18 protein-coding genes are annotated in these 25,407 nt (G+C 67.2%); 7 read left to right on the forward strand and 11 right to left on the reverse strand.

From position 1 onward, the window contains the following. Positions 1-11: 11 nt before the first annotated feature. Positions 12-8,003, reverse strand: a complete 7,992-nt coding sequence (locus tag N8I74_RS00095; protein WP_263124860.1) for an MBG domain-containing protein — start codon at positions 8,001-8,003, stop codon at positions 12-14. Positions 8,004-8,766: 763 nt separating this feature from the next. Then, positions 8,767-9,762, reverse strand: coding sequence for a carbohydrate-binding protein (locus N8I74_RS00100; protein ID WP_263124861.1), 996 nt, complete (start codon positions 9,760-9,762; stop codon positions 8,767-8,769). Between the two features lie 412 nt (positions 9,763-10,174). Between N8I74_RS00100 and N8I74_RS00105 the strand changes: the two genes are divergently transcribed. Further along, positions 10,175-11,497 (forward strand): SUMF1/EgtB/PvdO family nonheme iron enzyme, encoded by a 1,323-nt coding sequence (locus N8I74_RS00105; RefSeq protein ID WP_263124862.1) that lies wholly within the window; start codon positions 10,175-10,177, stop codon positions 11,495-11,497. A 391-nt stretch (positions 11,498-11,888) separates the two neighbouring features. Further along, complete coding sequence (locus tag N8I74_RS00110) at positions 11,889-13,109, forward strand: SUMF1/EgtB/PvdO family nonheme iron enzyme (RefSeq protein WP_263124863.1); 1,221 nt, start codon at positions 11,889-11,891, stop codon at positions 13,107-13,109. Positions 13,110-13,195: 86 nt separating this feature from the next. Here N8I74_RS00110 and N8I74_RS00115 read toward each other — a convergent pair whose 3' ends face one another. Further along, a complete protein-coding gene (locus N8I74_RS00115; RefSeq protein WP_263124864.1) occupies positions 13,196-14,089 on the reverse strand; it encodes a helix-turn-helix transcriptional regulator in 894 nt (297 codons plus the stop codon). Positions 14,090-14,198: 109 nt separating this feature from the next. On the opposite strand from N8I74_RS00115, the gene N8I74_RS00120 reads away from it, so the two are divergent. The 3 genes from N8I74_RS00120 to N8I74_RS00130 are packed head-to-tail and all read left to right on the forward strand — an operon-like array spanning position 14,199 to position 16,809. Further along, entirely contained in the window at positions 14,199-15,200 is a 1,002-nt protein-coding gene (locus tag N8I74_RS00120; protein ID WP_263124865.1) for an ABC transporter ATP-binding protein, read from the forward strand. Further along, positions 15,197-15,976: a hypothetical protein gene (locus N8I74_RS00125; RefSeq protein WP_263124866.1), complete on the forward strand. Its 780-nt coding sequence runs from the start codon at positions 15,197-15,199 to the stop codon at positions 15,974-15,976. Before N8I74_RS00120 ends, N8I74_RS00125 begins: the two co-directional genes overlap by 4 nt. Positions 15,977-16,023: 47 nt before the next feature. Beyond that, positions 16,024-16,809 carry an ABC transporter permease gene (locus tag N8I74_RS00130; protein ID WP_263124867.1) on the forward strand — a complete coding sequence of 262 codons (786 nt, stop codon included), beginning with the start codon at positions 16,024-16,026 and terminating at the stop codon, positions 16,807-16,809. Positions 16,810-16,823: 14 nt separating this feature from the next. Here N8I74_RS00130 and N8I74_RS00135 read toward each other — a convergent pair whose 3' ends face one another. From N8I74_RS00135 to N8I74_RS00165, 7 genes are all read right to left on the reverse strand, one after another. Then, on the reverse strand, positions 16,824-17,135 hold the full coding sequence (locus N8I74_RS00135; protein ID WP_263124868.1) for a hypothetical protein: 312 nt from the start codon (positions 17,133-17,135) through the stop codon (positions 16,824-16,826). Positions 17,136-17,375: 240 nt separating this feature from the next. After that, the gene (locus N8I74_RS00140; RefSeq protein WP_263124869.1) at positions 17,376-17,705 is read right to left on the reverse strand and encodes a four-helix bundle copper-binding protein; all 330 of its coding nucleotides are present in this window, start codon (positions 17,703-17,705) and stop codon (positions 17,376-17,378) included. Positions 17,706-17,759: 54 nt separating this feature from the next. After that, positions 17,760-18,077, reverse strand: coding sequence for a hypothetical protein (locus tag N8I74_RS00145; protein ID WP_263124870.1), 318 nt, complete (start codon positions 18,075-18,077; stop codon positions 17,760-17,762). A 156-nt stretch (positions 18,078-18,233) separates the two neighbouring features. Then, complete coding sequence (gene rtcA / locus N8I74_RS00150; RefSeq protein WP_263124871.1) at positions 18,234-19,274, reverse strand: RNA 3'-terminal phosphate cyclase; 1,041 nt, start codon at positions 19,272-19,274, stop codon at positions 18,234-18,236. A 41-nt stretch (positions 19,275-19,315) separates the two neighbouring features. Continuing rightward, positions 19,316-20,128: a nucleotidyltransferase domain-containing protein gene (locus tag N8I74_RS00155; RefSeq protein WP_263124872.1), complete on the reverse strand. Its 813-nt coding sequence runs from the start codon at positions 20,126-20,128 to the stop codon at positions 19,316-19,318. A 529-nt stretch (positions 20,129-20,657) separates the two neighbouring features. Next, complete coding sequence (locus N8I74_RS00160) at positions 20,658-21,872, reverse strand: RtcB family protein (protein WP_263124873.1); 1,215 nt, start codon at positions 21,870-21,872, stop codon at positions 20,658-20,660. Continuing rightward, a complete protein-coding gene (locus N8I74_RS00165; RefSeq protein ID WP_263124875.1) occupies positions 21,869-22,456 on the reverse strand; it encodes a zinc-ribbon domain-containing protein in 588 nt (195 codons plus the stop codon). The genes N8I74_RS00160 and N8I74_RS00165 overlap by 4 nt, the downstream gene beginning before the upstream one ends. Positions 22,457-22,499: 43 nt before the next feature. Between N8I74_RS00165 and rtcR the strand changes: the two genes are divergently transcribed. Together rtcR and N8I74_RS00175 are read left to right on the forward strand one after the other, a co-directional pair. Further along, positions 22,500-24,083, forward strand: coding sequence for an RNA repair transcriptional activator RtcR (rtcR, locus tag N8I74_RS00170; RefSeq protein WP_263124876.1), 1,584 nt, complete (start codon positions 22,500-22,502; stop codon positions 24,081-24,083). A gap of 186 nt (positions 24,084-24,269) precedes the next feature. Next, a complete protein-coding gene (locus tag N8I74_RS00175; protein WP_263124877.1) occupies positions 24,270-24,608 on the forward strand; it encodes a hypothetical protein in 339 nt (112 codons plus the stop codon). 42 nt (positions 24,609-24,650) lie between these two features. Here N8I74_RS00175 and N8I74_RS00180 read toward each other — a convergent pair whose 3' ends face one another. Next, positions 24,651-25,397: a DNA-formamidopyrimidine glycosylase family protein gene (locus tag N8I74_RS00180; protein WP_263124878.1), complete on the reverse strand. Its 747-nt coding sequence runs from the start codon at positions 25,395-25,397 to the stop codon at positions 24,651-24,653. Positions 25,398-25,407 lie beyond the last annotated feature (10 nt).

Below are 25,407 nucleotides of genomic sequence, written 5' to 3' on the forward strand. Positions count from 1 at the left end.
ACTCCGGTTGATCAACTGGTGGGGTCGCGCTGCTCGTCGCGCGCGGCCGGGTCGACATTCAGCCCGCCGTCCAGCACGAACACGTCCAGCGGGCCATTGGCACTGGGCACCGCGATCTGGGCGGTCCCGGTGGGAGCGGTCTGACTGCCTTCGCCGGCCGCGCCCTCCTCGCCAGCCGGATTGACGGCAGCGGACGGTGCTCCGGCGGCAACGGTCAATGCCGCACCCGTTGTGGCATCCACCGGCACATAGTTCAATGCGCCGCCGCCGAGCGTGATGGCCTGCCTGCCCAGCACCAGCTGGGCATTGTCCGGGAAGTTCGGCACCGAGACCGGCGGGGTCACCAGCGTATCGGCCTGCACCAGCGGTGCCGGGGTGACCACGAATGCCTGACTGTTGACGGGCGCCTGGGCGAACACGTAGTTGCCGTTCACCGCGGCCAACCCGCCGCCTTCCACGGCATAGATGCCGGCAGGGCTGGCAGGGTCGGCGATGGTGCGGAACACCAGCGCCCCGGTGGTCGCGGTCTCCTGCGTCTCGCCGTTCACAAAGCCGCTGACACCTCCGGTGAGCGGCACGGGCGCGGCGCCCTGGATCTGCTGCACCGGCATCGCGGTCAGTGTCAGCGTGGCAGGGGTCACGGCGCCATTGGTGGCGTCGAGCGCGGTCACCGCATAGTTGTTGCCGCCGTTGCCATCGGCAAGGGTGTAGCCGGTGACCCGGACCGTCTTGCCATTGCCGGCGTTCTTGTCGGTGAAGGCCTGCGCCAGACCAGCGATCGTATCGCCGGCCTGCAGGCCGCTCACCAGCGGTGTGCCGGTCGCGACGACGGTCCCGTCATACGTCTTGCTCACCGGCGTGGCAGTGAGCAGCAACGGTGCCGGCGTGATGGTGAGTGCCGCATCGTTCAGGCTGATGTCGTAATTGCCTGCGTCCACCCCGCTGACGGCAAGCGCGGACTGGTACACCCCGGCATTGCGACCGCTGGCCGCGCCGCCCACGGCCACGTCGTCGCCGCTGAGAAAGCCATTGGTCGCGGGCGCCGGCTGCGCTTGCAGCAGGCCGTTGTACATCAGGCTTGCCGACTGCGCCGAGACAGTGGCTGCCCGCCGGCCAATCTCGCCGGCGCTGCTGGCCACGCTGGTGACGCTGTAGTTGCCGCCGCCGGCGCCATCGGTCAGCGTCCAGCCACCCACCACCTGCACCGTCTTGCCCACCCCGGCGTTTTTGTCCGCATAGGTCTGCGTCAGACCGGTCAGGGTGTCCCCCGCCATCAGACCCATCACCGTCGGTGCGCCAGGGGCGCTGGTGGTGCCGTCGTACACCTTGTTGGCGGCGGTGGCGGCAAGCACCAATGGCGCCGGGGTGATGGTGCCGATAGGGCCGGTCACACTGGTCGGCAGCACATAGTTCGCCAGATCGGTCGCACCCGCTGGCGCGAAATCACTCCGCGCCAGACTCACGCTGACCAGCTTGCCGCTGCCGGCATTCCGGTCCGCATAGCTGCCGCTGGTCTTGGTCACCGTGGCACCCTCACTGCCCACAAAGCCGGTCAGCAGGTAGTTGGCCGGGGCCAGCGTCGCCACCGTGGTGCCGTCATACACCTTGGTGGCCGTGCCGGTCAGCGCACCGGTGATCACCTGCAGTTGCGCCGGCGTGATCGTCAAGGTGCCGGGCAGGAACGTCAGTGCATAGTTGGCGGCGGTGAGCCCCTGCGGCACGATGCTGTAGCTGCCCGCATTCACCGCGCCCTGCGCGCTGCCGCCGTAGCTCAAGGCGCCGCCCAGCACCGCGGCGGTCTCGCCGTTGACGAAGCCGCTGTAGCTCACGCCGTTGCCGCCGCTGTAGGCCAGTGCGTCGTAGGTCTTGCTGTCCGCGTTGGCGGTGACGGTGAGTGCGGCCGGGTTGATGGTCAGCGCGCTGGCGTTGCCCGCGGCCTGCGCGAACACATAGTTGCCGTGGTTGGCGGTCAAGCCGCCGCCGTTGATGGCATGGCTGCCGACGTTGCTGGTGGCGCTGGCCGGGCTGCTGAAGGCCAGGCTGCCGCTGGTGGCGCCGGCCAGCGTCTCGCCGCCGACCAGGCCGGTGACGCTGCCGGTGAAGGCCGGGTTGGTGCCGCCATAGCTGCGGCTGGCAACGTTGGCGGTATAGGTCAGCGTGGCCGGGTTGACATTGAGCGTGCCGGGTACGAACGACAGCGTGTAGTTGCCGGCGGTGAGCCCCTGCGGCGCGATGCCGTAGCTGCCCACATTCACCGCGCCCTGTGCCGTGCCGCCATAGCTGAGCGTGCCGCCCAGCACCGCCGCGGTCTCGCCGTTGACGAAGCCGCTGTAGCTCACGCCGTTGCCGCCGCTGTAGGCCAGTGCGTCGTAGGTCTTGCTGTCCGCGTTGGCGGTGACGGTGAGTGCCGCCGGGGTGATGGTCAGCGCGCTGGCATTGCCCGCTGCCTGTGTGAACACATAGTTGCCGTGGTTGGCGGTCAAGCCGCCGCCGTTGATGGCGTAGCTGCCGACGTTGCTGGTGGCGGTGGCCGGGCTGCTGAAGGCCAGGCTGCCGCTGGTGGCGCCGGCCAGCGTCTCGCCGCCGACCAGGCCGGTGACGCTGCCGGTGAAGGCCGGGTTGGTGCCGCCATAGCTGCGGCTGGCAACGTTGGCGGTGTAGGTCAGCGTGGCCGGGGTGACGCTGAGCGTGCCGGGTACGAACGACAGCGTGTAGTTGCCAGCGGTGAGCCCCTGCGGCGTGATGCCGTAGCTGCCCGCATTCACCGCGCCCTGTGCCGTGCCGCCATAGCTGAGCGTGCCGCCCAGCACCGCGGCGGTCTCGCCGTTGACGAAGCCGCTGTAGCTCACACCATTGCCGCCGCTGTAGGCCAGTGCATCGTAGGTCTTGCTGGCCGCGTTGGCGGTGACGGTGAGCGGCGCCGGGGTGATGGTACCGATAGAGCCGGTCACACTGGTCGGCAGCACATAGTTCGCCAGATCGGTCGCACCCGCTGGGGCGAAATCACTCCGCGCCAGACTCACGCTGACCAGCTTGCCGCTGCCGGCATTCCGGTCCGCATAGCTGCCGCTGGTCTTGGTCACCGTGGCACCATCACTGCCCACGAAGCCGGTCAGCAGGTAGTTGGCCGGTGCCAGCGTCGCCACCGTGGTGCCGTCGTACACCTTGGTGGCCGTGCCGGTCAGTGCGCCGGTGATCACCTGCAGATGCGTCGGCGTGATCGTCAAGGCACCGGGCAGGAACGTCAGCGCGTAATTGGCGGCGGTAAGCCCCTGCGGCACGATGCTGTAGCTGCCCACATTCACCGCGCCCTGTGCCGTGCCGCCGTAGCTGAGCGTGCCGCCCAGCACCGCAGCGGTCTCACCGTTGACGAAGCCGCTGTAGCTCACGCCGTTGCCGCCGCTATAGGCCAGTGCGTCGTAGGTCTTGCTGTCCGCGTTGGCGGTGACGGTGAGTGCGGCCGGGTTGATGGTCAGCGCAGTGGCATTCCCTGCGGCCTGCGCGAACACATAGTTGCCGTGGTTGGCGGTCAGCCCGCCGCCGTTGATGGCGTAGCTGCCGACGTTGCTGGTGGCGCTGGCCGGGCTGCTGAAGGCCAGGCTGCCGCTGGTGGCGCCGGCCAGCGTCTCGCCACCGACCAGGCCGGTGACGCTGCCGGTGAAGGCCGGGTTGGTGCCGCCGTAGCTACGGCTGGCAACGTTGGCGGTATAGGTCAGCGTGGCCGGGCTGACACTGAGCGTGCCGGGTACGAACGACAGCGTGTAGTTGCCGGCGGTGAGCCCCTGCGGCGTGATGCCGTAGCTGCCCACATTCACCGCGCCCTGTGCCGTGCCACCATAGCTGAGCGTGCCGCCCAGCACCGCGGCGGTCTCGCCGTTGACGAAGCCGCTGTAGCTCACGCCGTTGCCGCCGCTGTAGGCCAGTGCGTCGTAGGTCTTGCTGTCCGCGTTGGCGGTGACGGTGAGTGCGGCCGGGTTGATGGTCAGCGCGCTGGCGTTGCCCGCGGCCTGCGCGAACACATAGTTGCCGTGGTTGGCGGTCAAGCCGCCGCCGTTGATGGCATGGCTGCCGACGTTGCTGGTGGCGCTGGCCGGGCTGCTGAAGGCCAGGCTGCCGCTGGTGGCGCCGGCCAGCGTCTCGCCGCCGACCAGGCCGGTGACGCTGCCGGTGAAGGCCGGGTTGGTGCCGCCGTAGCTACGGCTGGCAACGTTGGCGGTATAGGTCAGCGTGGCCGGGCTGACATTGAGCGTGCCGGGTACGAACGACAGCGTGTAGTTGCCAGCGGTGAGCCCCTGCGGCGTGATGCCGTAGCTGCCCGCATTCACCGCGCCCTGTGCCGTGCCGCCATAGCTGAGCGTGCCGCCCAGCACCGCAGCGGTCTCGCCGTTGACGAAGCCGCTGTAGCTCACGCCGTTGCCGCCGCTGTAGGCCAATGCGTCGTAGGTCTTGCTGTCCGCGTTGGCGGTGACGGTGAGTGCGGCCGGGTTGATGGTCAGCGCGCTGGCGTTGCCCGCGGCCTGCGCGAACACATAGTTGCCGTGGTTGGCGGTCAAGCCGCCGCCGTTGATGGCATGGCTGCCGACGTTGCTGGTGGCGCTGGCCGGGCTGCTGAAGGCCAGGCTGCCGCTGGTGGCGCCGGCCAGCGTCTCGCCGCCGACCAGGCCGGTGACGCTGCCGGTGAAGGCCGGGTTGGTGCCGCCGTAGCTACGGCTGGCAACGTTGGCGGTATAGGTCAGCGTGGCCGGGCTGACACTGAGCGTGCCGGGTACGAACGACAGCGTGTAGTTGCCGGCAGTGAGCCCCTGCGGCGTGATGCCGTAGCTGCCCGCATTCACCGCGCCCTGCGCCGTGCCGCCGTAGCTGAGCGTGCCGCCCAGCACCGCAGTGGTCTCGCCGTTGACGAAGCCGCTGTAGCTCACGCCATTGCCGCCGCTGTAGGCCAGTGCGTCGTAGGTCTTGCTGTCCGCGTTGGCGGTGACGGTGAGTGCGGCCGGGTTGATGGTCAGCGCAGTGGCATTCCCTGCGGCCTGCGCGAACACATAGTTGCCGTGGTTGGCGGTCAGCCCGCCGCCGTTGATGGCGTAGCTGCCGACGTTGCTGGTGGCGGTGGCCGGGCTGCTGAAGGCCAGGCTGCCGCTGGTGGCGCCGGCCAGCGTCTCGCCACCGACCAGGCCGGTGACGCTGCCGGTGAAGGCCGGGTTGGTGCCGCCGTAGCTACGGCTGGCAACGTTGGCGGTATAGGTCAGCGTGGCCGGGCTGACACTGAGCGTGCCGGGTACGAACGACAGCGTGTAGTTGCCGGCAGTGAGCCCCTGCGGCGTGATGCCGTAGCTGCCCGCATTCACCGCGCCCTGCGCCGTGCCGCCGTAGCTGAGCGTGCCGCCCAGCACCGCCGCGGTCTCGCCGTTGACGAAGCCGCTGTAGCTCACGCCATTGCCGCCGCTGTAGGCCAGTGCGTCGTAGGTCTTGCTGTCCGCGTTGGCGGTGACGGTAAGCGCGGCCGGCGTGATATTGGCAGTGGTGTTGATGCCGCCGAAGCCACCCACCGTGTAGTTGCCCGCGTCGGCCCCCGCCAGCGTCACACCGGTGATGTTGACGTTGATGCCATTGCCGACGTTTGCCTGCGCAAAGCTGCCGGTGGCATTGAGGGTGATGCTGTCGCCGACCACCAGATCGGACGAGGTGACCGCGGCAGCGGTGGTGCCGTCATACACTTTGTTCGTTGCCGCGAAATTGGTCAGTGCCTTGGGCGAGACCGTATAGGTGCCCTGGTTGAAGTAGGCCACCGCGTAGCTGATGCCCTGGTAGTTGGCAGGGTTGTTGGACGAGCTGACCAGTTCGGTGTAGCTACCGGCGTTCTTGCCCGGGGTATTGAATACCAGTGGTCCCAGCGCAGTGACGGTGAAGCCCCCTGGCCCGCCCAGCGAGGTCGGCGTGGGCAGGCCGGCGGTCGAGGTGGTGCCGTCGTAGGTGCGGCTGCCCGAGCCGGTGAACACATAGATGGGCAGCATCGCCATGTTCACCACGTTGTAGCCAGCGTAGGTGTAACTGTTGTTGCCCCCCGGGATGACCATGGTGCCGCAGTTGGGATAGCCGGGATGGCAGGGCGGGCTCTGGGTGAACTGGGCCGCCTGGTTGTTCCCGTTCAACCGGAACAGCATATGCGCCACGCTGGGAGCCCAGAACTGGATGCGCGCCTGGTTGCCGTTGTTCACCAGACCGAGCGAGCCCAGCACGTTCTGCGTGTTGTTGACGTTGACCACGATGTTGCCGCTGGTTGCACCGGTGCGGAACGTGGTGACGGTGCCGGAGTTGCCTTCCACGCCGAACGCGAACTCGCGCGCGTCGCCCGAGCTGGTGGCGTTGATGTAGAGATTGCCCCCGCCGCTGTCGATCGTGGCCCCGGAGAGTACGTAGACCCCCGCCTTGGTGGCGTCGTACGACGGCGTGGTCGCGGTGGTATGGCCATTGAGGACGATGGTCCCGCCCGCCGAGCCGATCGACACATTGGTACCGACACGCACCGCCGGTGTGCTGGCACTGCTGTTGATCGCGTAGCCGATGCCGTTCGCCTGCGCCGTGGTGATGCTCCCGCCGGCGCCGCCGATCATGATGCGCCCGCCATTCGAGGCCAGATTGGCGTTGATCGCCACCCCGCCCACGGCACTGCTGCTGTTGTTGGCCGCGCTCAGGGTGAGGCCGAGCTGGCCAACGGTGGCGGTGATCGGGCTGCTGACGGTGATGCTGCGGTCGGCACGCAGCGTCAGGGTGGCGTTGCCCCCGGCTGTCTTGCTGATCGGGCTGGCCACCGTGATGTCGCCCGAGCCGGCGGCGCCGCCGCCATAGACCGGATTGCTGGTCACCGTCGACACCGTCACGCTGGTTCCCGTATTCAGCGCGCCCGCGATATTGGCCGCGGCTGTGACGTTGATGTTGTAGTCGAACGGATCGATCAGCCATTCGCCGCCCTGGCCGTGGGCAGCGCCCGCATCGATCTGCAGCGCGCCGGTGTCGACCCGCGCCGCGGACGTCTCGATGAAGCCGCCGTCGCCACCATTGGGTGCGCTTGCGTCCAATCTGCCGGTGGCATGCAGTTCGCCATGCTGCAGATCGCCGAGCAGCACGATTTCGCCGCGCTCACCGCTGGCCAGGGTGCGTGCCTGGATCAGGCCGGTCTGGTTCACCACGGACCGCGCCAGCTGGTCCGCTGCCTTGGCGGTGAGCAGCACCTTGCCGCCGTCGGCCAGGATGGCGCCTCCGTTTTCCACCAGGCCATCGAGCACACCGCGCTCGACCTCCAGTTGCACCGGGCCGCCGATATCCAGCGTCACCGTGCTGCCCGAAGCCAGCAGCGTCTGCCCCTGCGGCGTCTCGATGCGGCCGGTATTGACCACCTTGGCCGCGATCAGGGCCACCGTGCCGCCTGTCGCCGTGCGCAGCAGCCCCTGGTTGGTGACGCTGCCGCTGCCGCTGCCTTCGAACCGGTACCGGCCCGCGAGGAAATCATGGTCCGAGAGCGACAGCGTCGAAGCGACAAGGCCGGCGACATCCACCTGTGCGGTGGGCGAGAACAGGATTCCGTTCGGATTGAGCAGGAACACCTGCCCATTGGCACGCAGCGCGCCCTGGATGTTCGACACGCCGGCGCCGACCACCCGGTTCAACGCCACCGCCGCCGCCGAGGGCTGCACGAATTGCACCGTATGCCCGGCACCGATATCGAAGCTCTGCCAGTTGGTCACCAGCTTGCCGGTATCCTGCCTGATCGTCAGCGTGTCGGCCTGCCGGCTGAGCTGGGCCGCGCCCTGCGTGATCTGTGCCCCGGTAGGTAGCGGCTCGGCCCAGACAGCCGGCACGCCCAGCAGGGTGGCGGCCACCGCGCCGAGCACGCGGCAACGCGCAGCCTTGCCACCGGCGCGGGCAAATTCGGCGACTGCGACAAAGCAGCCGAGACGGGTGGACCAGATCAGGCGATATACATGGTTCATTGAGGGTGGGCGCATCGAGCTGCTCCTTGAATCCCAAACTTGTCTTTCGATGAAATCCGCCCGTCAAATTAAAGCCGTTTAATCCTGGTCTTTTTCCTTGGGAGCGTTACGTGATGGCTACCCCTGGCTATTGTTTTAGCCGCCATTTCGCCGTACCGACAGTTTCAGTGGTCCGGCTTTTGAATAAGAATATTAGTTTTTGCGAATATATAGAGTGCAAAGCCGCAGCAGGATGAGGCCAATACCTTATTCTGGCGGGCAGCCGATATACGGACAGATGCGGCAGGCACCGCGCCATACCCGGTCTTGCCCGGCACCATGGCCTGCACGGGATACGGCAACGGCGGCAACCGGCATGGAATACGGCCAACCCCAGTGCGCGGCACGACAGGGCAAGGCCGGGTTGGAATCAACCGTCCAACCATGGCCATGCCCGATGCAGTGCCGGCCACGGCCCGTGCAATACCCCGGCGGGATGGGCCGCAACCAGCGTGGCGGATCGCACCGCGGGCAAGCACCGGGCGGCAGGGCGTGCACAACCGATCATCCACACGGCGTCGGCTGCGCAAAGGATGAGAAGGCACGATGCTGTGCCCTCTCCCATGCATGACGCAGGACAGCGCGCCCTCAGCGCTGCCAAGCAAAATCCGGCAAAGCGGTGCCGGCAGCCAGTGCAGACCGTCCTGAACGGCGACGGATCGGACCTCCCGTGAGCACCGACAGCGTGGGTCATACGGCACATGGGCACGACGCAACCATCAGGTTTTGTCGGCGGCGCCTAGTGAAGCAGCGCAGCCCCTCCCTCGTATGGCATGGGTTGGGAGGGATTGCCTATGGTGGTCTCGCCAAAGGTGGGATGCGTGGCCTCGGCCGGGCGGCACAGGTCCGGACTGTTGCATGCCCAGATGCTGATCCAGGCTTGCGGGTCCGGATTGACGCGCGCAAAGGTGCCCTGCGTGCGCCAGTATTCCGCCGGCCGGCACGTGTTCGCGCTGCACTCGGACGGGACCTCGAACCGGGTCAGACGCCCCAGCACCTGACCCTGCTCGCGTACCTCCACATAGGCCGGTATGGCCGTAGTGCCCCCCGCGATGCTCTGCAGGGAAACCTCCAGGTTGGTGCCCTGCCACTGCAGCCGCGCACTGTACCGGCTGGGCAGGCTGGCCGGCGGCGGCACCGGGTCCGCCGTCCTGATCCAGGCTCCCTGCAGCGTATCGTCGGGCGCCTCGCCCTGGGTCCACCACCTTGCCTGCCAGACCGCATCATCGAAAATCGCCCTGTCGTCCGCCTGATAGGCACGCGTTGCGGACCAGCGGGCAATCCCGTCCGGCCAGACCACTGTCCACGGCCCATGGAGGGGCCCGGGTTGCTGGCCCTGCGTCCACCACTGCGCCTCGTAGACAAGGCCGCTGCTGCTTGCGCGATCCCCTTTCTGATAGATCTTGCCAGCGTCCCAGGGTGGCGCGCTGAGCGAGTCCGGCACCGCCCAACCTGCGGCGGCAATCTGTTCATCCAGCAGCGCATGGACGATCGCACGGGGTTGATAGCTGTAGAGCCGGTAGGCGACCCGGATCTCGAATGGCATCGGGCAACTGTAGTCGCGACCGGAATCGGTCAGCGGCCGCCGGAGCGGCAGCTTGGCATCCTCGGGCGTGCGGAGCGGCAAGCGCGCGTGGTACCCGGTGTAGAAGGGATCGGGCGGCGGCGGCACACAGGTGGCCGCGGCTGTTGCGGCAAAGCCAAGAAAGAGCGCACCAAGCAACTTCAGGTTCATGTTGTCTCCGGAATTATGCGTATGGGGAATACCCCCGGCTCAACCTAGTAAACGCCGATATGGCAAACAAATAAGCACCTGATGAATTGGCGAAATGGGCCGACTGTCTTGTGCAGTGCAAATCAGGCCGGGCAATCCGAGGCACCGCCGACATGCCCGCCAATTGCCAATGGCAATCGCCAATCCGGGCAGGCATCCTGCCGCCACCGAATTGCCGGGCACGCCAACAGGTGTGCATCAGCAAATCACTACATCAGCAGATGGCAATGGAGCTGTTGTTTTTGAACACGTCCCAGCAGCAAAACCGCATGCACGATTGAACCCATGCTGCTGTCCTGGCACCGTGACATGGCCTGACGAACGGCCGGTACAGGCCCGCGTCGGGCATCCCATCAAACTGGAGGATGTACCCATGCAGTACAACAACAGATCACGCGGAGTGACAGTGGATGACAGCGGGCAGACCATGGCCGGGCGTGGCACCGCCGGCCAGGGCAGGCCGAACCGATTGATGCAGTTGCTGCTGACCGCCCTGCTCGCCACCGGCATGCACGGCGCACTGGCGGCGGCATGGCAGGCCAGCGCTGCCTATGCGCAGGGCGACATCGTGGCGCATCAGGGCCAGGAGTGGCAGGCCAAGTGGTGGACGCGCGGCGAGGCACCGGGCCCGCAGGCCCAGGCGTGGCAGCCGGCGCCGTCGGAGGATGCGCCCGCGTGGCAGGCGGGCACCGCCTACCAGGCCGGGCAGGTCGTGCTGCACGAGGGCAAGCTCTACCAGGCACAGTGGTGGACCCGCGGCAACGTACCGGCGCCGCAAGGACCGTGGAAATCGCTGGGCACCGGCGTGAAGGCCAAGCAGTTCGTGCGCGTGCCGGGTGGCACCTTCATCATGGGCGCCACCGTGGCCGGCAATGTCAACTACCCCAACGAGTATCCGGTGCACCCGGTGACGCTGTCGCCGTTCTATCTGAGCAGCACCGAGGTCACCTACCGCCAGTTCGACCGCTACACCCGCGCCACCGGCCAGCCGCTGCTCAGCTCGCTCGACGCCGGCGGCATGGATTTCGGGCGTGGCGAGAACCCGGCGGTCAACGTGTCGTGGTTTGCCGCGATCAAATACATCAACTGGCTCAACCAGCAAAAGGGCTGGCCCCGCGCCTACGACGAGACCACCGGCGACCTGCTCGATGCCGCCGGCCAGCCGACCACCGATGTCGCCAAGGTGATCGGCTATCGGCTGCCCACCGAGGCGGAGTGGGAATACGCAGCGCGTGACCGCGGCCAGGACATCATCAACGCCTGGGGCAATGGCGCACCGCTGATCAATGGCAAACCCGCCGCCAATATCGCCGACATCAGCCTCAAGACCTTCTTCGAAGGCGAGCTTGGCATTCCGCTGCCGCCATGGATGGTCATCTGGGAAGTCACCGACGGCTATCCGCGGCTGGCACCGGTAGGCAGCTTCATCCCCAACTCGCTGGGGGTCTACGACCTGTCCGGCAATGCCTGGGAATGGACCACCGACAAGGAGCGCGTCTACACCACGGCCGCGCAGACCAATCCGGTGGGCGTCAGCGACGCGCCAGGCCGCGTGATGCGTGGCGCGAGCTGGGACAACGGTCAGGAGATGCACATCACCGACCGCTATGCCGGCAACCCGGCCGAATCCACCGGCGCCACCGGCTTCCGGCTGGCACGTTCGGTAGTGGCCGGCCAGGAAGATCGCGGTGACTGACGCGAACGGCTGACGTAGTGCAACGGCGACCATGCCAACGGCATTGGTCGCCGTTTTCATTGGTGCCTTGCCCCAGCCGGTAATCGCAGCCCCAGCTGCCTGTCGCATCGGCACGCGGCAACCCACCTGCATCAGCACATCAGTGGATGGTGATCAACCTGTTGTTTATCAACGACTTTCCAACAAAAGGACTGCGCGCGATTGAAGCCATGCCACGCTCCTGGCACCGTGTCCTGGTCCGATGGCCTACCCATACAGGCGGGCATCGGGCCCCCACCAATTGGAGGATGCACCCATGCAATACAACAACAAATCATGCGTAGTGGCAGTGGATAAAACCGGTCAGGCTGCCGTTGGACACAGTGTTCAGCGACAGCCCGGGGTGAACCGGGTGAAGCAGTTGCTCCTGGCCGCCCTGTGTGCAGTCGGCATGCAGGGTGCCTGGGCAGCGGCCTGGCAAGCCGACATCGCTTACAACCAAGGCGACATCGTGACCTACCAGGGCCAGGAGTGGCAGGCCAAGTGGTGGACCAAGGGCAGCGCGCCGAATGGCAGCGCCGGTGCATGGCAACCGGCACCGCCGGAAGACGCCGCGTCCTGGCAGGCCGATCGTGCCTACAAGGCCGGTGATGCAGTGGTATACGAGGGCAAGCTCTATCAGGCTCAGTGGTGGACTCGCGCCCAGGCGCCAAGTCCAACCAGCGGTGCATGGAAACCGCTGGGCACCGGGGTGAAGGCCAGGCAGTTCGTCCGGGTGCCGGGTGGCACCTTCATCATGGGCGCCACGGTGGCCGCGCCGGTCAACTATCCGAATGAGTACCCCATCCACCCGGTCACCCTGTCACCGTTCTACCTGAGCAGCACCGAGGTCACCTACCGCCAGTTCGACCGCTACACCCGCGCCACCGGCGAGCCCCCCGCCAGCTCGATCGATCTGAGCGGCCGCGAGCTGGGCCGGGGCCAGAACCCGGTGGTCAACGTGTCGTGGTTCGCCGCGATCAAGTACATCAACTGGCTCAACCGGCAAAAGGGTTGGCCCAAAGCCTATGACGAGACCACCGGTGACCTGCTGGACGCCGCCGGCAAGCCCACGCTGGACGTGAGCAAGGTGATCGGCTACCGGCTGCCTACCGAGGCGGAATGGGAATACGCGGCGCGCGACCGGGGCCAGGACATCATCAACGCCTGGGGCAACGGCCAGCCACTCATCAATGGCAAGGTGGCCGCCAATATTGCGGACGAGAGCTGCAAAGCCTACTTCGAGCCCATCATCGGGCCGATTCCCGTGACCATCTGGCAAGTGGACGATGGTTATCCGCGCCTGGCACCAGTGGGCAGCTTCGTGCCCAATTCGCTGGGGCTCCACGATATGTCCGGCAACGCGTGGGAATGGACCACCGACCGGGAACGCGCCTTCACCAATGCCGCACAGCGGAACCCGGTGGGTACCAGCGACAGGCCCGAGCGCATCCTGCGCGGTGCCAGTTGGGACAATGGTACCGAGATGCACATCACCGACCGCGCGCCGATTCCGCCCGAGTTCGGCAACCAGGCCATCGGCTTCCGCCTCGCGCGCTCAGTGGTGGCCGGCCAGGAGGATCACGATGATTGAGCGCAACGCCTGATCCGGCACCGGGCGGCGCCAAGCGTACCGCCACTGCCGTTGCAGTTGGAACGCGGCTTGGCCGCGTTCTTTTTTCAATCGGCTTCGGCCTTGGCGACAAAGCCTGGCGCCGCCGGCTTGAGCCGGCTCGGATTGTGGCCGAAATGGCGGGTGAAGCGCCGGCTGAAGCTTGCCACCTCCAGATAGCCGACCGCGGCAGCGGTCTGGCCCACGCCCAGCCCGGCAAGCAGCAGTTCGCGGGCACGACGCATGCGCAGCAGCATCAGATATTGGCCCGGTGCCATGCCCAGATAGTGTCGGCACAGCCGGTGCAGGTGCGCCGGGGTGATCTGCAGCTGCGCGGCCAGTGCCTCGGTCGTCCAGGGCTCGCCCAACTGCTCATCCACGCGGCGGAACAGGCTTTGCAAGCGGGCCGACCAGCCGGTATCGGGGTGCAGCGGAGCCAGGCTGCGTTCGATGAGACCCGTCACCACGATCAGCGCACGTGCGGCAAAGGCCTGGCTGGGCTGCTGCAGGTGCCGCAGCGCCTCGTGGTGGAACACCGCCACCGCATCGTGCAGCAGCTGCGCGTCGGCGCAGCGCTGCACCCGCGGCTGCACGCCTTGCAGATGCTGCCAGCGCGGCGTGTCATACAGCAGGAACCACACCAGATGCCACGGCGCCTCGCCGGTGCGGCGCAGCCCCCAGCGTCCACGCGCCGGCAGCACGCCGACCTCGCCGGGCCCCACCGGCCGGCTCGCTTCGCCGCCGAACAGCTCCCCTTGCCCGGCCAACGGCAGCAGCACCACATGGAACGGCGGGTCGATGCGCTCGACCTCGAAGCGGCCGGGTGCGTGACTGATGCCGCACATGAATAGGCCGCGGTTGCGCATCGGCGGGTAGCTCGGACGGTGGAACACGTGCACGCCGATCAGGCGCTCCACCGTTTCGGGGCCGATGTCGAAGCGTTCCTGATAGATCGTCGCCATGTGCGGATGTGATTCCTGGACAAAAGCGACGCGAGCATGTGACATTCCAACACGGCGGTCAACGGGCTAGAGTCAGGCGTCCTTCCCACCTGTTGCCGCAGAGACGCCGATGCCCTTGATCGAAGCGACCCAGCTTTGCCGGGATTACCAGATACCGCAGCCCGCGCAGGGCTGGGCCGGCCAACTGGCCCGGTTATGGCGGCCACGCCATGAAGTACGGCGCTCGGTGGACCGGATCGACTTCCGGATCGAGCGCGGCGAATGCGTCGGGCTGATCGGGCCGAACGGTGCCGGCAAGTCGACCACCATCAAGATGCTGACCGGCATCCTGGCCCCCTCGTCAGGCAGCCTGCGGGTGGCACAGTTCGACCCGCACCGGCAGCGGCATGAATACGTGCAGCGCATCGGCGTGGTGTTCGGACAACGCTCGCAGCTGTGGTGGGACCTGCCGGTGCGCGATGCCTACCGCATCCTGCAGGCGATCTACGCCGTGCCGCAGGCCACCTTCGATGCCCGGGTGGCGCTGTTCGAAAGCCGGGTGGGGCTGGGCGAGCTGCTGGCGCGGCCGGTACGCACGCTGTCGCTGGGGCAGCGCATGCTGTGCGAGATCGCCGCGGCCTTCCTGCACGCGCCGGACGTGGTGTTCCTGGACGAGCCCACCATCGGCCTCGATATCGAGATGAAGGCCAAGATCCGCGAGCTGATCGCCACACTCAACCGCGAGGCCGGCACCACGGTGCTGATCACCTCGCACGATGTGGGCGACATCGACCGGCTGTGCGCGCGCATCCTGCTGATCGACCATGGCCGGCTGCGCTTTGACGGTACCTTGGAGGCATTCAAGCGCGAGATGGGCAGTGGGCAATGGTGGCAGGTGCAATTGCCCGCACCGCAGCACGAAGCGGCGCTGGCACTGCTGGCGGCGCATCATCCGCACCTGGCGGCACGGCGCCACCCCCGCGGCGTCGAAGCCGCGCAAAGCCATATCGGCTTTGCCGAGCTGGTCGCGCTGCTCGGGCCGCTGGGCGTGGAAAGCGTGCTTGCCGTCGAGCCGGATCTGGAAAGCATCCTGCACGACTACTACCGGCACGGACGCGGGGTGCCGGCATGAGATACACCGTGCTGGCGTGGTACCGGCTGACCCGCGCCTATTTCCTGACCGCGATCGGCCAACCGCTGAGCCTGGTGCTGCTGGGCGTGGGGCAGGGGCTGGTACTGTGGCTCACCTACTGGCTCTGGTTCGCGCTGTACAGTGCCGACCCGCAGCGCGCCGGGCTGCAGTTCGAACAGGCGCTGCTGCTGATCGCCACTGCCCAGACCTTCTTCGCGCTGGTGCAGACCGGGGTGGACTATCAGTTTTCATGGGAGCTGCGCTCGGGTCAGGTGGCCACCTACCTGGTGCAGCCCCTGCCACTGGCACTGCGCTATTTCGCCTATGCCTGCGCACGGGCGCTGGCGCAGGCGCTGCCCCTGGTGCCGGTGTGGTTCGGCTTCGTACTGCTGGCGGGGCTGGCGCCCGCACTGAGCGCCTGGGCGCTGGCCGCCATGGCACTGGCGCTGATCCTGGTGTTCTGCATCGACCTGACCGTCGGGCTGGCGGGGCTGGTGGTGACCGACCAATGGGGCATCACCGCCAGCAAGGACACGCTGATCCAATTCTGCGGCGGCGCGCTGGTGCCGCTGGCGTTCTTCAGCCCGCCGGTACGCGAGGCGTTGAACCGGCTGCCGTTCGTGCATGCGTTCCAGACGCCGGTGGGCTTCGTCACCGGTCTTGCCGCCGAGCCCGTCACGCTGGCCTGGCAGCTGCTGTGGTGCCTGCTGGCCGTGCTGGGCATGCGCTGGGCGCTGCGGCTGGCACTGCGCCGCATCCTGATCTTCGGTGCCTGAGCGGGCATCGCATCCGCCGGCCTACCATCGAACCTGGGGATTCCGACATGCAGACCGTACTGACCGCCTTCGGCCGGCTGGCGCGCGCCGAGCTGCACGCCAAGCTGGCCAACCGCACCGAATTCCTGCTGATCGGGCTGGGGGTGTTCGCCACCTCGCTCGCCACCGCCGCCACGCTGTACCTGCTGGCCGGGCAGCAGGGCAGCATCGCCGGCTGGAACCGCTACGACCTGATCTTCCTGCAAGGCTTCATGCTGCTGGCCTACTCGCTGCAAAGCGGGATGTTCAACGCGCAGTTCATGCTCAGCCGCTGGCTGCGCGACGGCAGCTACCTGCGCACCTATCTGCGTCCGGTGCATCCGCTGCTGCAGCTGGCACTGGAACGGTTCCATCCGCAGGGCTTCCTGGTGATGGCGTTCGGGCTGGGATACTGCGTGCTGGCGGTGTGGGCCGGCGGCACGGCGCAACCATGGTGGTTCTGGCCGGCGTTCGCGCTGCTGTGGCTGCTGGCGGCGGTGACCTTCACCGCGATCAACCTGATGGCCGCTGCCAGCGCGTTCTGGTTCGGCGAGGCCTGGCCGACGCAGTCGCTGGTCGGCCGGGTGACCGACATGGCGCGCTACCCACTGGATATGCTGCCCTGGTTGCCGCGCCAGTGCTTCATGTGGCTGCCGCTGGGTGCGCTGGGGTACTGGCCGGGTCGTGCCCTGCTGCACGGCACGCCGCTGCTGCCGGTGCTGGGCTACATGCTGCTGGCGTGTGCAGTCAGTGTGTGGGGCGCACACCGGCTATGGCATGCCGGCATGCGCCACTACGAAGGCGCCGGCGGCTGACGCCGCCCGGCTGCTCAGTTGATGAAACCGCGGGCCTTCATCCGGTCACACGGCGAATTGCGGTAGTGCCGTTGGGGCAGCGCCACGCCGCGTGCCTTGGCGCGCTGCGCCATCAGCGCGCGATGCTCCGCCACATAGGTGTTGCACTCGTCATAGGTTTGCAGCGAACGCATGCGATCCCGATGCGTGCGCTGTTCCTCCGGCGTCATCAGCTGCCAGCCGACGGTGTTGCCGGGGCCGGCCATCCATGGCCCGCGCGCAGTGACCGTGCCGCTGGCGAGCAGCAGCACCACGGCCACGGCGATGGGAAGGGTACGGTTGTTCATGTCCAGACTCCTTGCTGCCGCCCTGTACGCCATACCCAGGTTCGGCCCACATCGGCAGGCTGGCGGCAAGGCGCAACCGGTGTCGGCAGGACAGGATCCAGGGACACGCCCCGGCTTCCAGGCCATCCAGTCTTCTCCGTTGCGCCGCAACATTCCTTGACCCCGGTCAATGTTGCAGATGCATATCCGGTATCCGGGCCGCGGCCGCCGCAGGACGGCCGCGGCCCGTGCCTCAGCGCATCAGGCCGCCATCCGCCGGCAGGCTTCGGCGCACTGGCGGCAGGCCACAGCGCACTGCTGGCAGTGCGCGGCATCGTGCCGCGCGCATTCGGCCGCGCAGGCTTCGCACACCTCGGCGCAGACCGCGCACAGCGCCGTGGCATAGCTGCTGCCACGCGCCATCAGCGTGGCCGCCCAACGGCACAGATCGGCACAGTCACGGTCGAGCCGGATGCAGGCAGCCATTGCGGTGGCGTGGCCTTCGCCAAGGCAGGCGCTGGCGCAGTGCTCGCAGGCGATGGCGCAATCGTTGCAGGCCTGGATGCACTCGTCGAAACGTTCATGGGACATGGTGGGACTCCTTTCGCGTTGAATCGGATGGGGTGGGTTGCACGCTGAATACCGCTATCCACGCGAAGGAGGCCGCTCCGGCACATCCGGAAACAGGCGATAGCAATGGGCCGCCCCGCCGGCCACGTAGACGGGCCGGGTCTCGGGCAGCAGCATGTTGTCAGCCGCCGGCAACGACCAGGCCGTGCGGCACTTGGGGCTGCTGCAGCAACATTGCGGTGCAAGCACCGGTGTGCCTGCCGCCACCGGCGGCATCGGCACCGTGGCTGCAACGGCCGGGCCGCCCACCGCCACGGGATGCGCCCATGCGGCGGCGGGCGCCATCAGCCACAGCGTGCACAGCAGCAACAGAGGGCGAAGCAGGCAGAGCATGGCGAGGCCGTTCGATCCAAGGACAACGTATCGAGCCTAGGCGAGTCATCGCTGCACCGCGGGGCAGTTTTCACGAAACGCTGCTGCAACGCAGCACAGCATCCGCGCACCCGCGGCGGGCACCGGCCCGATCCACGCCGAGCCACGCCATCGCCACTACGGCAGGCCCACCCGCAGCCGTACCGCCCCTGGTGCCACGGCGTCGGCCTCGATCGCCACCGGCAGAAAACGCACCACCGTCTCCATCTGTGTCGTCAGATGGGACGACAGCTGCGTGACGGTGAATTCGCCGCCGCCAGCCAACGCCAATGGCAGCAGCAACTGGTCGGCCAGGAATTCGTCGACCGCCGCGGTACCCGCCAGATACCGCCGCACCCGCTGCAGTGCCCCGGCCGCCACCCGCTCGGCCGACACACCGCGCTCGCCAAAACCGGTGAACACCTCGGTCAGCGCATCGTGCTCGACGCGGATCAGCAGCACGTTGCCCGGCCCTTCCCCGGCTGGCACGTCCCGCACCGCCGTGGTTGCATCGGGCAGTGCCTCGACCACGCACGCCAGTTCACGCCGCGCCACCGCATGGGCGACGGCGGCGATCACCGCTTCGGCGTGCACCTGCCGCAGTGCACCGCGATCCATAAGCCGCAGCGGCAGCAGCTGCGCCACCGGCACCACCTCGGCCGTCACCTCACCCCCGCCGGCCGGGTAGAAACCATGGCGGCGGAGCGTGAGCACCTGACGCACGCCCATGCGCGCCATCAGCGGTGCCCACGCCTGGATCAGGAAGTCGGCCGGCGGCGCAGCTTGATTGTGGGTGCCGCCACTCACGCTGAGCGTGCTCGGCGCATCGGCGAACCACAGTGCCGGCAGCAGCGTCTGCAGCACCAGTGTGCAACTGCCGGCGGTGCCGATGGCAAAACGGTAGTCGCCGCCACGCACCGGCCCGGGTTCGAAGACCAGGTGCTGCGAGCCGATCACCGCCCCCGCCACCCGCGCACCGCACACCGCTGCCGCGGCCTCTACCGCGGTCAGATGCTGGCGCAGCAGGCCGGGCTTGTTGCGCCCGGCACGGATACGCTCGATCCGGAACGGCCTGCCGGTGATCATGGACAGCGTGAGCGCGGTACGCAGCACCTGCCCACCGCCTTCGCCCTGGGCGCCGTCCAGCTGCACCCAGTCGGATTGGATATGGTTTTTCATGGTTGTGTGTTCTGGTTCTGCGCCGGCTTGGCCGGCGGTATTCAACGTTGCAGCACGGTGCGCAGCAGCAGGTCGTCCAGTGCTGCCATGTCGCCCTCGGGCTGATGGAAATCCGGCAGATCGCCTGCGCGCGCCAGTCGCATCTCGATCCAGTCATGGATCAGCGGGAAGCGTGGACCGTACTCGGCCTCACCCGCCGCCATCTTCAAGGCCAGCAGCCGATTCAGTTCGGTGCGCAAAGCGGTGTCGTCCAGCAGCGCCTCGGCCAGTTCGGCAAAGCGCATCGGCGGCATGCCGCGCCCCTCGTCCACCCACTGCGCCGCCAGCAGCGGCCGCAGCACGTAAAGATATTTCTTCAGCCGCACCGTCTCCCCACGCAGATGCTCGCGGTGGTTCTTGCGCGCCATGGCCAGGTAGTGCCAGCGCGCCTTGCGCGGCGAAAAGAACGCCGGCGCCAGCGCCCGCACCTGCATCACCCAATTGGCCTCGGCGCGGTAGACCACCGGCGAATCCAGCCACTCGAACAGCGTGGGATTGGCACGCGCCAGCAATTGCAGCGCCTTACGCAGCTCCCAGCCCGAGATGTCGAGCTCGTCGTCGATCGGCAGCTCGATCACATCGCGCTGCGACGCCACCCTGAGATACCAGTCGGGACGATGCACGTAGACGAAGCGCACGTCGTAATCACTGTCCGGCGAGGCAAAGCCCCAGCCGCGGCTGCCCGATTCGCAAGCGAACAGCACACGCACATCGTGCCGGGCCTCGATCATCGCGAGCGCGCCCATCACCCGCTCGCGAATGGCGGGGGCGATGGGGTGGGCAAAGTGCACCGGGTTGATTGTGTTGCCATCCATTTTCCTGTCCTTGTCGCTGCCAGCTGGCGGGCCATGCATTCGCCCATTGGGACGGCGGCATGGCATCCGACCTGGCGGCGGAGAAATCATGCAATGCCTGCCAGCTGAGCGCTGACGCATCGGGTCCATTTGTTCCGGCACCATGCCTTTCCGGTGCGGGCGTCATCACGACCGAACCGCAGGTGCACTCCGCGCAGGCCTTCGAATACGCCATCGCCGCGATACCCGCTATGTGGCCACAACGCGAGCGCGGTGAAGGACGGCGGCCGGCTTCACCGTCGCCCGACACATCGCAGGAAGCTTCATCGATCCGTCGGCGCAACCACCGCCCGCACGCCGGCACAGCGGCGCCGGCATGCCAATTGACTACCCGCACCCAGCCGGCCGGACCCGCTGAAGCAACACGGCAACCGGTGCGCCGCAGGCCCGATGTATCGCCAGCCGGCATCGCGGCATTGCCATCTTGGGCGCTTTCTTCTGTACGTCGTACGTTCTGGTCGGTATCCAACGGCCGGTCCAAGCAGCAGCCCTACCCCTTCACACACACCACCTGGCGCAGCGTATGCACCACCTCGACCAGCTCGGACTGCGCGGCCATCACGGCGTCGATGTCCTTGTAGGCCATCGGGATCTCGTCGATCACCTCGCTGTCCTTGCGGCATTCCACCCCGGCCGTGGCACGAATCTGGTCGTCCACGGTGTAGCGGCGCTTGGCTTCGTTGCGGCTCATGCTGCGACCGGCACCGTGACTGCAGGAACAGAACGCTTCCTCGTTGCCAAGGCCGCGCACGATGAAGCTCTTGGCGCCCATCGAGCCGGGGATGATGCCCAACTGGCCCTTCTGTGCCGACACTGCGCCCTTGCGCGTCACCAGCACCTCGCGGCCGAAGTGCATCTCCTTCTGCACGTAGTTGTGGTGGCAGTTCACCGCTTGCACATCGGCGGCGAACGGCTTGGCGATCACCTTGCGGGCAGCGGCGATCACGTTCTGCATCATCACCGCGCGGTTGCGGCGCGCGTAGTCCTGCGCCCAGCCCACCGCTTCGACATAGTCGTCGAAGTGCTGGCTGCCCTCGGCGAAGTACGCCAGGTCGCGGTGCGGCAGATCGGCGATGTGCTGGCGCATATCGGCCTGGGCCAGCTCGATGAACAGGTTGCCGATGGCGTTCCCCACGCCGCGCGACCCCGAGTGCAGCATGAACCAGACACGGTCTTCCTCATCGAGGCACACCTCGATGAAATGGTTGCCGGTGCCCAGCGTGCCCAGATGCTTGTGGTTGTTGGTGTGCTTTAGCTTGGGGTATTTGTCGGTGATGCGCTTGAAGCCATCGGCCAGCTCGCCCCACATCGCATCGACGCTGGCGGGCGGCGTATCCCAGGCGCCCTTGTCGCGGCGGCCGGGGGTACGACCATGCGGCACGGCCGCTTCGATGGCGCTACGCAGCCCGGCCAGGTTGTCCGGCAGGTCGGCGGCGTTGAGCGTGGTGCGTGCGGCCATCATGCCGCAGCCGATATCCACGCCGACCGCGGCCGGGATGATTGCGCCGACGGTGGGAATCACGCTGCCGATGGTCGAGCCCTTGCCCAGGTGGACATCCGGCATCACCGCGAGGTGCTTGTAGATGAAGGGCATCCTGGCCGTGTTCATCAGCTGCTCGCGCGCCTCCTGCTCCACCGGCACGCCTTGCGTCCACATCTTGATCGAGGCGCCGTGGGGCACGGCGAGAGTCTCGTACTTGTTCATTGCCTGCTTTCCTTGATCGTTCCCGCCAGTGCCCGGCGCCGCGCCTGGCGGCATCCCAAGCAGCGGATGGCGGTTGAATACACATAGCCCTTGGCGGTTTCGTACCACCATTGCTGTTGTTCCGCGGTCCAGACCTGGTTCGCACCGCAATCGCGGCAGGTGAAGGCCAGGTCCGTGTAGTGGCCACACTCGACAAACGCGGGCGCGCCGTAGCTGTTATGCGGCGCCAAGCGCGCCACCTCGACCGCGATCGTCCCTGTGGGGCGCGAGCGCCCGGCGGGCGGCACACTTGAATGCACCTTGTCCCGCCGCACCTTGCGCCGTGCCACGATGACGGCTCTTTTTTGTTTACCGCTTTGCATCATGCCTCTCCAGGATGCCTCGGCGCGATTGGGCGCCAGGCTGGCCTTAGCTGCCGACGCAGGCGACCCGTCCAATCGTGGGCGGGTCGCTGCAGCCTGCCCCACCTTCAGCGAAAGGCATGCCAGAGGCGTCCGGGCCAGGCCGTAAATCAACAAGATGTTGTCTGCAAACGCTTTTTCGACATCCCTCGGCAGAGCCCGTGCATGATGAGGTCGGCGCATTCATATATCATGGGATCGCCATTTATCTTTTGGTATCGCCATCATGAAACGCACCGTCGTCTTCGGCTTTGCCGGCACCGTGCTCGACTACGTGGGCAAGGGCGCCCAGCGCTGGGAGAAATGGCGGCCCACCGTCGCGCTATGCCAGCAGCCCGATCTGTTGATACACCGGCTATACCTGCTGCACGACAGCCGCGGTCGCGGTCTGTTCGAGCGCCTCAAGCGCGATATCGCGCTGGTCTCGCCGGAAACCGAGGTGGTCAGCGCGGAAATCAACCTGCGCGATCCGTGGGATTTCGAGGAGGTGTACGGCGCGCTGCTGGATTACGCGCACGGGTACGGCTTCGATACCGAGGCCGAGGACTACCTGATCCACATCACCACCGGCACGCACGTGGCACAGATCTGCTGGTTTCTGCTGGCCGAGGCGCGCTATCTGCCGGCGCGGCTGGTGCAAACCTCGCCGCCGCGCAGGCACGACCCAGGCAATGTGGCGGGCAGCTACACGTTGATCGACCTGGATCTGTCGCGCTACGACCGGATCGCCACGCGCTTTGCGCGCGAACGCGATGAGACCGTGTCGTTCCTGAAGTCGGGCATCGCCACGCGCCATGCGCACTTCAACCGGATGGTGGAGCAGATCGAACGCGTGGCGGTGCGCTCCAGGGCACCGCTGCTGCTGTGCGGCCCGACCGGCGCAGGCAAGTCGTTGCTGGCGCGCCGGGTGTACGAGCTGAAGAAGGCACGCCACCAGCTCGCCGGGCGCTTCATCGAGGTCAACTGCGCCACCCTGCGTGGCGACAGTGCGATGTCGGCGCTGTTCGGCCATGTGAAGGGGGCATTCACCGGGGCGCAGACCGAGCGCGCCGGCCTGTTGCGCAGTGCCGACGGCGGGCTGCTGTTCCTCGACGAGATCGGTGAACTGGGGCTGGACGAGCAGGCGATGCTGCTCAAGGCCATCGAGGAAAAACGCTTCTTCCCGTTCGGCGGCGACCGCGAGGTGGCAAGCGACTTCCAGTTGATATCCGGCACGGTGCGCGATCTGCGGCAATGGGTGGCGCAGGGGCGGTTCCGCGAGGATCTGTATGCGCGGATCAATCTGTGGACCTACGCGCTGCCGGGGCTGGCCGATCGGGCCGAGGACATCGAGCCCAATCTGGATTTCGAACTGGCGCGCTTTGCCCGCGAGCAGGGCGAGCAGGTGCGCTTCAATGCCGAGGCGCGCCGCGCCTACCTGGCATTCGCCACGTCGGCCGCAGCGGCATGGCGCGGCAACTTCCGTGAACTGTCGGCCTCGGTCACCCGGCTGGGCACGCTTGCCGAGGCGGGGCGCATCACCGAGGCCTGCGTGAACGAAGAGATCGCCCGCTTGCGCCACGCCTGGGGCGGGCCGCAGACCGGCGAATTGGACACGCTGCTGGGTGAAGCGGCCGGGCAGCTCGATCTGTTCGACCGTCTGCAACTGGAAAGCGTGCTGCAGGTGTGCCGCCGCAGCGCCACACTGTCCGAAGCCGGGCGCATGCTGTTCCAGGCTTCGCGCGAGAGCAAGGCCAAACCCAACGATGCCGATCGGCTGCGCAAGTATCTGGCCCGCTTCGGACTGGATTGGCAGCGCCTGCGCGGGTAAGGCCGATGCTGAACCGGGCGCGGCACCTGGCACAGTCACCATGGCGGTCGCGGGCCCGCTTCAGGCGCAACGGTCCGAAATCGATGGAGTTGTCACCCATTGGGGATGCCAGGCGGGTTGGATAGGGAAAACGGCAGCAGTGCCCGGCAACGCGTTACCCGCGGCACAACAACAGCGTAGCCCGCCATGAGGCAATCCATTTCATCGCATTCCGGATCGATCCTGTATCTGACGGGGCTCATGCTGATGCTGTTTGCTGTTTTCGCAGGCTGCGCAGGCTGGAGCTTCCACGCCAACAAGCGCAGTGCACACGAGATCTGCCTGCAGGCAAGGCCAGGCCATGCGGCGGAGCGATTCCGCAATGCGCTGAAAAACAGACACATCGATTTTGCCCATCACGCCGACGCCGGCAGCACCGCCACGACCAGCATCCCGTTCAAGACGCTGATGATTTCCAGGTTTGTCTGTGTCGTGAACGAGCGTTCCGGGCGGATACAGGATGCCCAGGTCGTCTACGTCGACTGAAGCGATGCCGGGCCGTGCCCGGGCCGGAACAGCGACGCCGCCCTACAGCAGCACCGGCAACAGATGGCGCCGCTGGCAGTGCGGGCAGTAGAAGCTACGGCGGCGGGTCTGGCCAAGCTCGGCGCAGATCAGCGGTTGCCCGCAGCGCGCGCAGTCGTGCCGGGTGTGCGCGAGCCAGTGCTGCTTGAGCACCCCGGCCTGCTTCCAGGCCAGGAATTCGAAGCTGTAGCGGCGCGCCTCGCGCACCAGTTCGCGCAGCTTGGCCACCGGCAATGCGCCCACCTGCGAGCGCGGGTCGACGCGGATGCGGAACAGCACCTCGTTCTTGATGATGTTGCCCACCCCGGCAAACACGTTCTGATCCAACAGCGCGTCGCACACCAGTGCCTGTGGCATCGCCCGCAGCTTTCTGAGCGCCAGCCGCGCATCCCACTGCGGAGCCATCACGTCGGCGCGCCAGTCATAGGTGTGCGCCAACGGGCCTTCGATGTACTGCAGTGCGCAGGCGTAGGCATTGAATTCACCGTCGGCGAAGCCAAGCCGCAGCCGCGGCGGCCCGGGCTTGCGCGCGTTGACGAGGTAGCTGCCGAACAGCAGGAAATGGATGCGCAGCGTGAACCCGTCGAACTCGATCAGCAGGTGCTTGCCCCAGCTGCGGATGGCCTGCACCCGCTCACCGACCACCCGCTGCAACGGCAGCGGCGTCGTGCCTTCGGCATGCAGCACGGTCTGACCGACGAGGCCCGCGGTGGCTTCGACGGCAATGACCAGGGACGGGCCTTCAGGCATCGCTGCCCGT

Origin of the sequence: Chitiniphilus purpureus (assembly GCF_025642115.1) — a bacterium.
Classification (GTDB): Bacteria; Pseudomonadota; Gammaproteobacteria; order Burkholderiales; family Chitinibacteraceae; genus Chitiniphilus; species Chitiniphilus purpureus.

Coding starts and splice junctions, on each gene's coding strand:
- N8I74_RS00095 (WP_263124860.1), bottom strand. CDS start 8,003: ATGCGCCCACCCTCAATGAACCATGTATATCGCCTGATCTGGTCCACC.
- N8I74_RS00100 (WP_263124861.1), bottom strand. CDS start 9,762: ATGAACCTGAAGTTGCTTGGTGCGCTCTTTCTTGGCTTTGCCGCAACA.
- N8I74_RS00105 (WP_263124862.1), top strand. CDS start 10,175: ATGCAGTACAACAACAGATCACGCGGAGTGACAGTGGATGACAGCGGG.
- N8I74_RS00115 (WP_263124864.1), bottom strand. CDS start 14,089: ATGGCGACGATCTATCAGGAACGCTTCGACATCGGCCCCGAAACGGTG.
- N8I74_RS00120 (WP_263124865.1), top strand. CDS start 14,199: ATGCCCTTGATCGAAGCGACCCAGCTTTGCCGGGATTACCAGATACCG.
- N8I74_RS00125 (WP_263124866.1), top strand. CDS start 15,197: ATGAGATACACCGTGCTGGCGTGGTACCGGCTGACCCGCGCCTATTTC.
- N8I74_RS00130 (WP_263124867.1), top strand. CDS start 16,024: ATGCAGACCGTACTGACCGCCTTCGGCCGGCTGGCGCGCGCCGAGCTG.
- N8I74_RS00135 (WP_263124868.1), bottom strand. CDS start 17,135: ATGAACAACCGTACCCTTCCCATCGCCGTGGCCGTGGTGCTGCTGCTC.
- N8I74_RS00140 (WP_263124869.1), bottom strand. CDS start 17,705: ATGTCCCATGAACGTTTCGACGAGTGCATCCAGGCCTGCAACGATTGC.
- N8I74_RS00145 (WP_263124870.1), bottom strand. CDS start 18,077: ATGCTCTGCCTGCTTCGCCCTCTGTTGCTGCTGTGCACGCTGTGGCTG.
- rtcA (WP_263124871.1), bottom strand. CDS start 19,274: ATGAAAAACCATATCCAATCCGACTGGGTGCAGCTGGACGGCGCCCAG.
- N8I74_RS00155 (WP_263124872.1), bottom strand. CDS start 20,128: ATGGATGGCAACACAATCAACCCGGTGCACTTTGCCCACCCCATCGCC.
- N8I74_RS00160 (WP_263124873.1), bottom strand. CDS start 21,872: ATGAACAAGTACGAGACTCTCGCCGTGCCCCACGGCGCCTCGATCAAG.
- N8I74_RS00165 (WP_263124875.1), bottom strand. CDS start 22,456: ATGCGCCGACCTCATCATGCACGGGCTCTGCCGAGGGATGTCGAAAAA.
- rtcR (WP_263124876.1), top strand. CDS start 22,500: ATGAAACGCACCGTCGTCTTCGGCTTTGCCGGCACCGTGCTCGACTAC.
- N8I74_RS00175 (WP_263124877.1), top strand. CDS start 24,270: ATGAGGCAATCCATTTCATCGCATTCCGGATCGATCCTGTATCTGACG.
- N8I74_RS00180 (WP_263124878.1), bottom strand. CDS start 25,397: ATGCCTGAAGGCCCGTCCCTGGTCATTGCCGTCGAAGCCACCGCGGGC.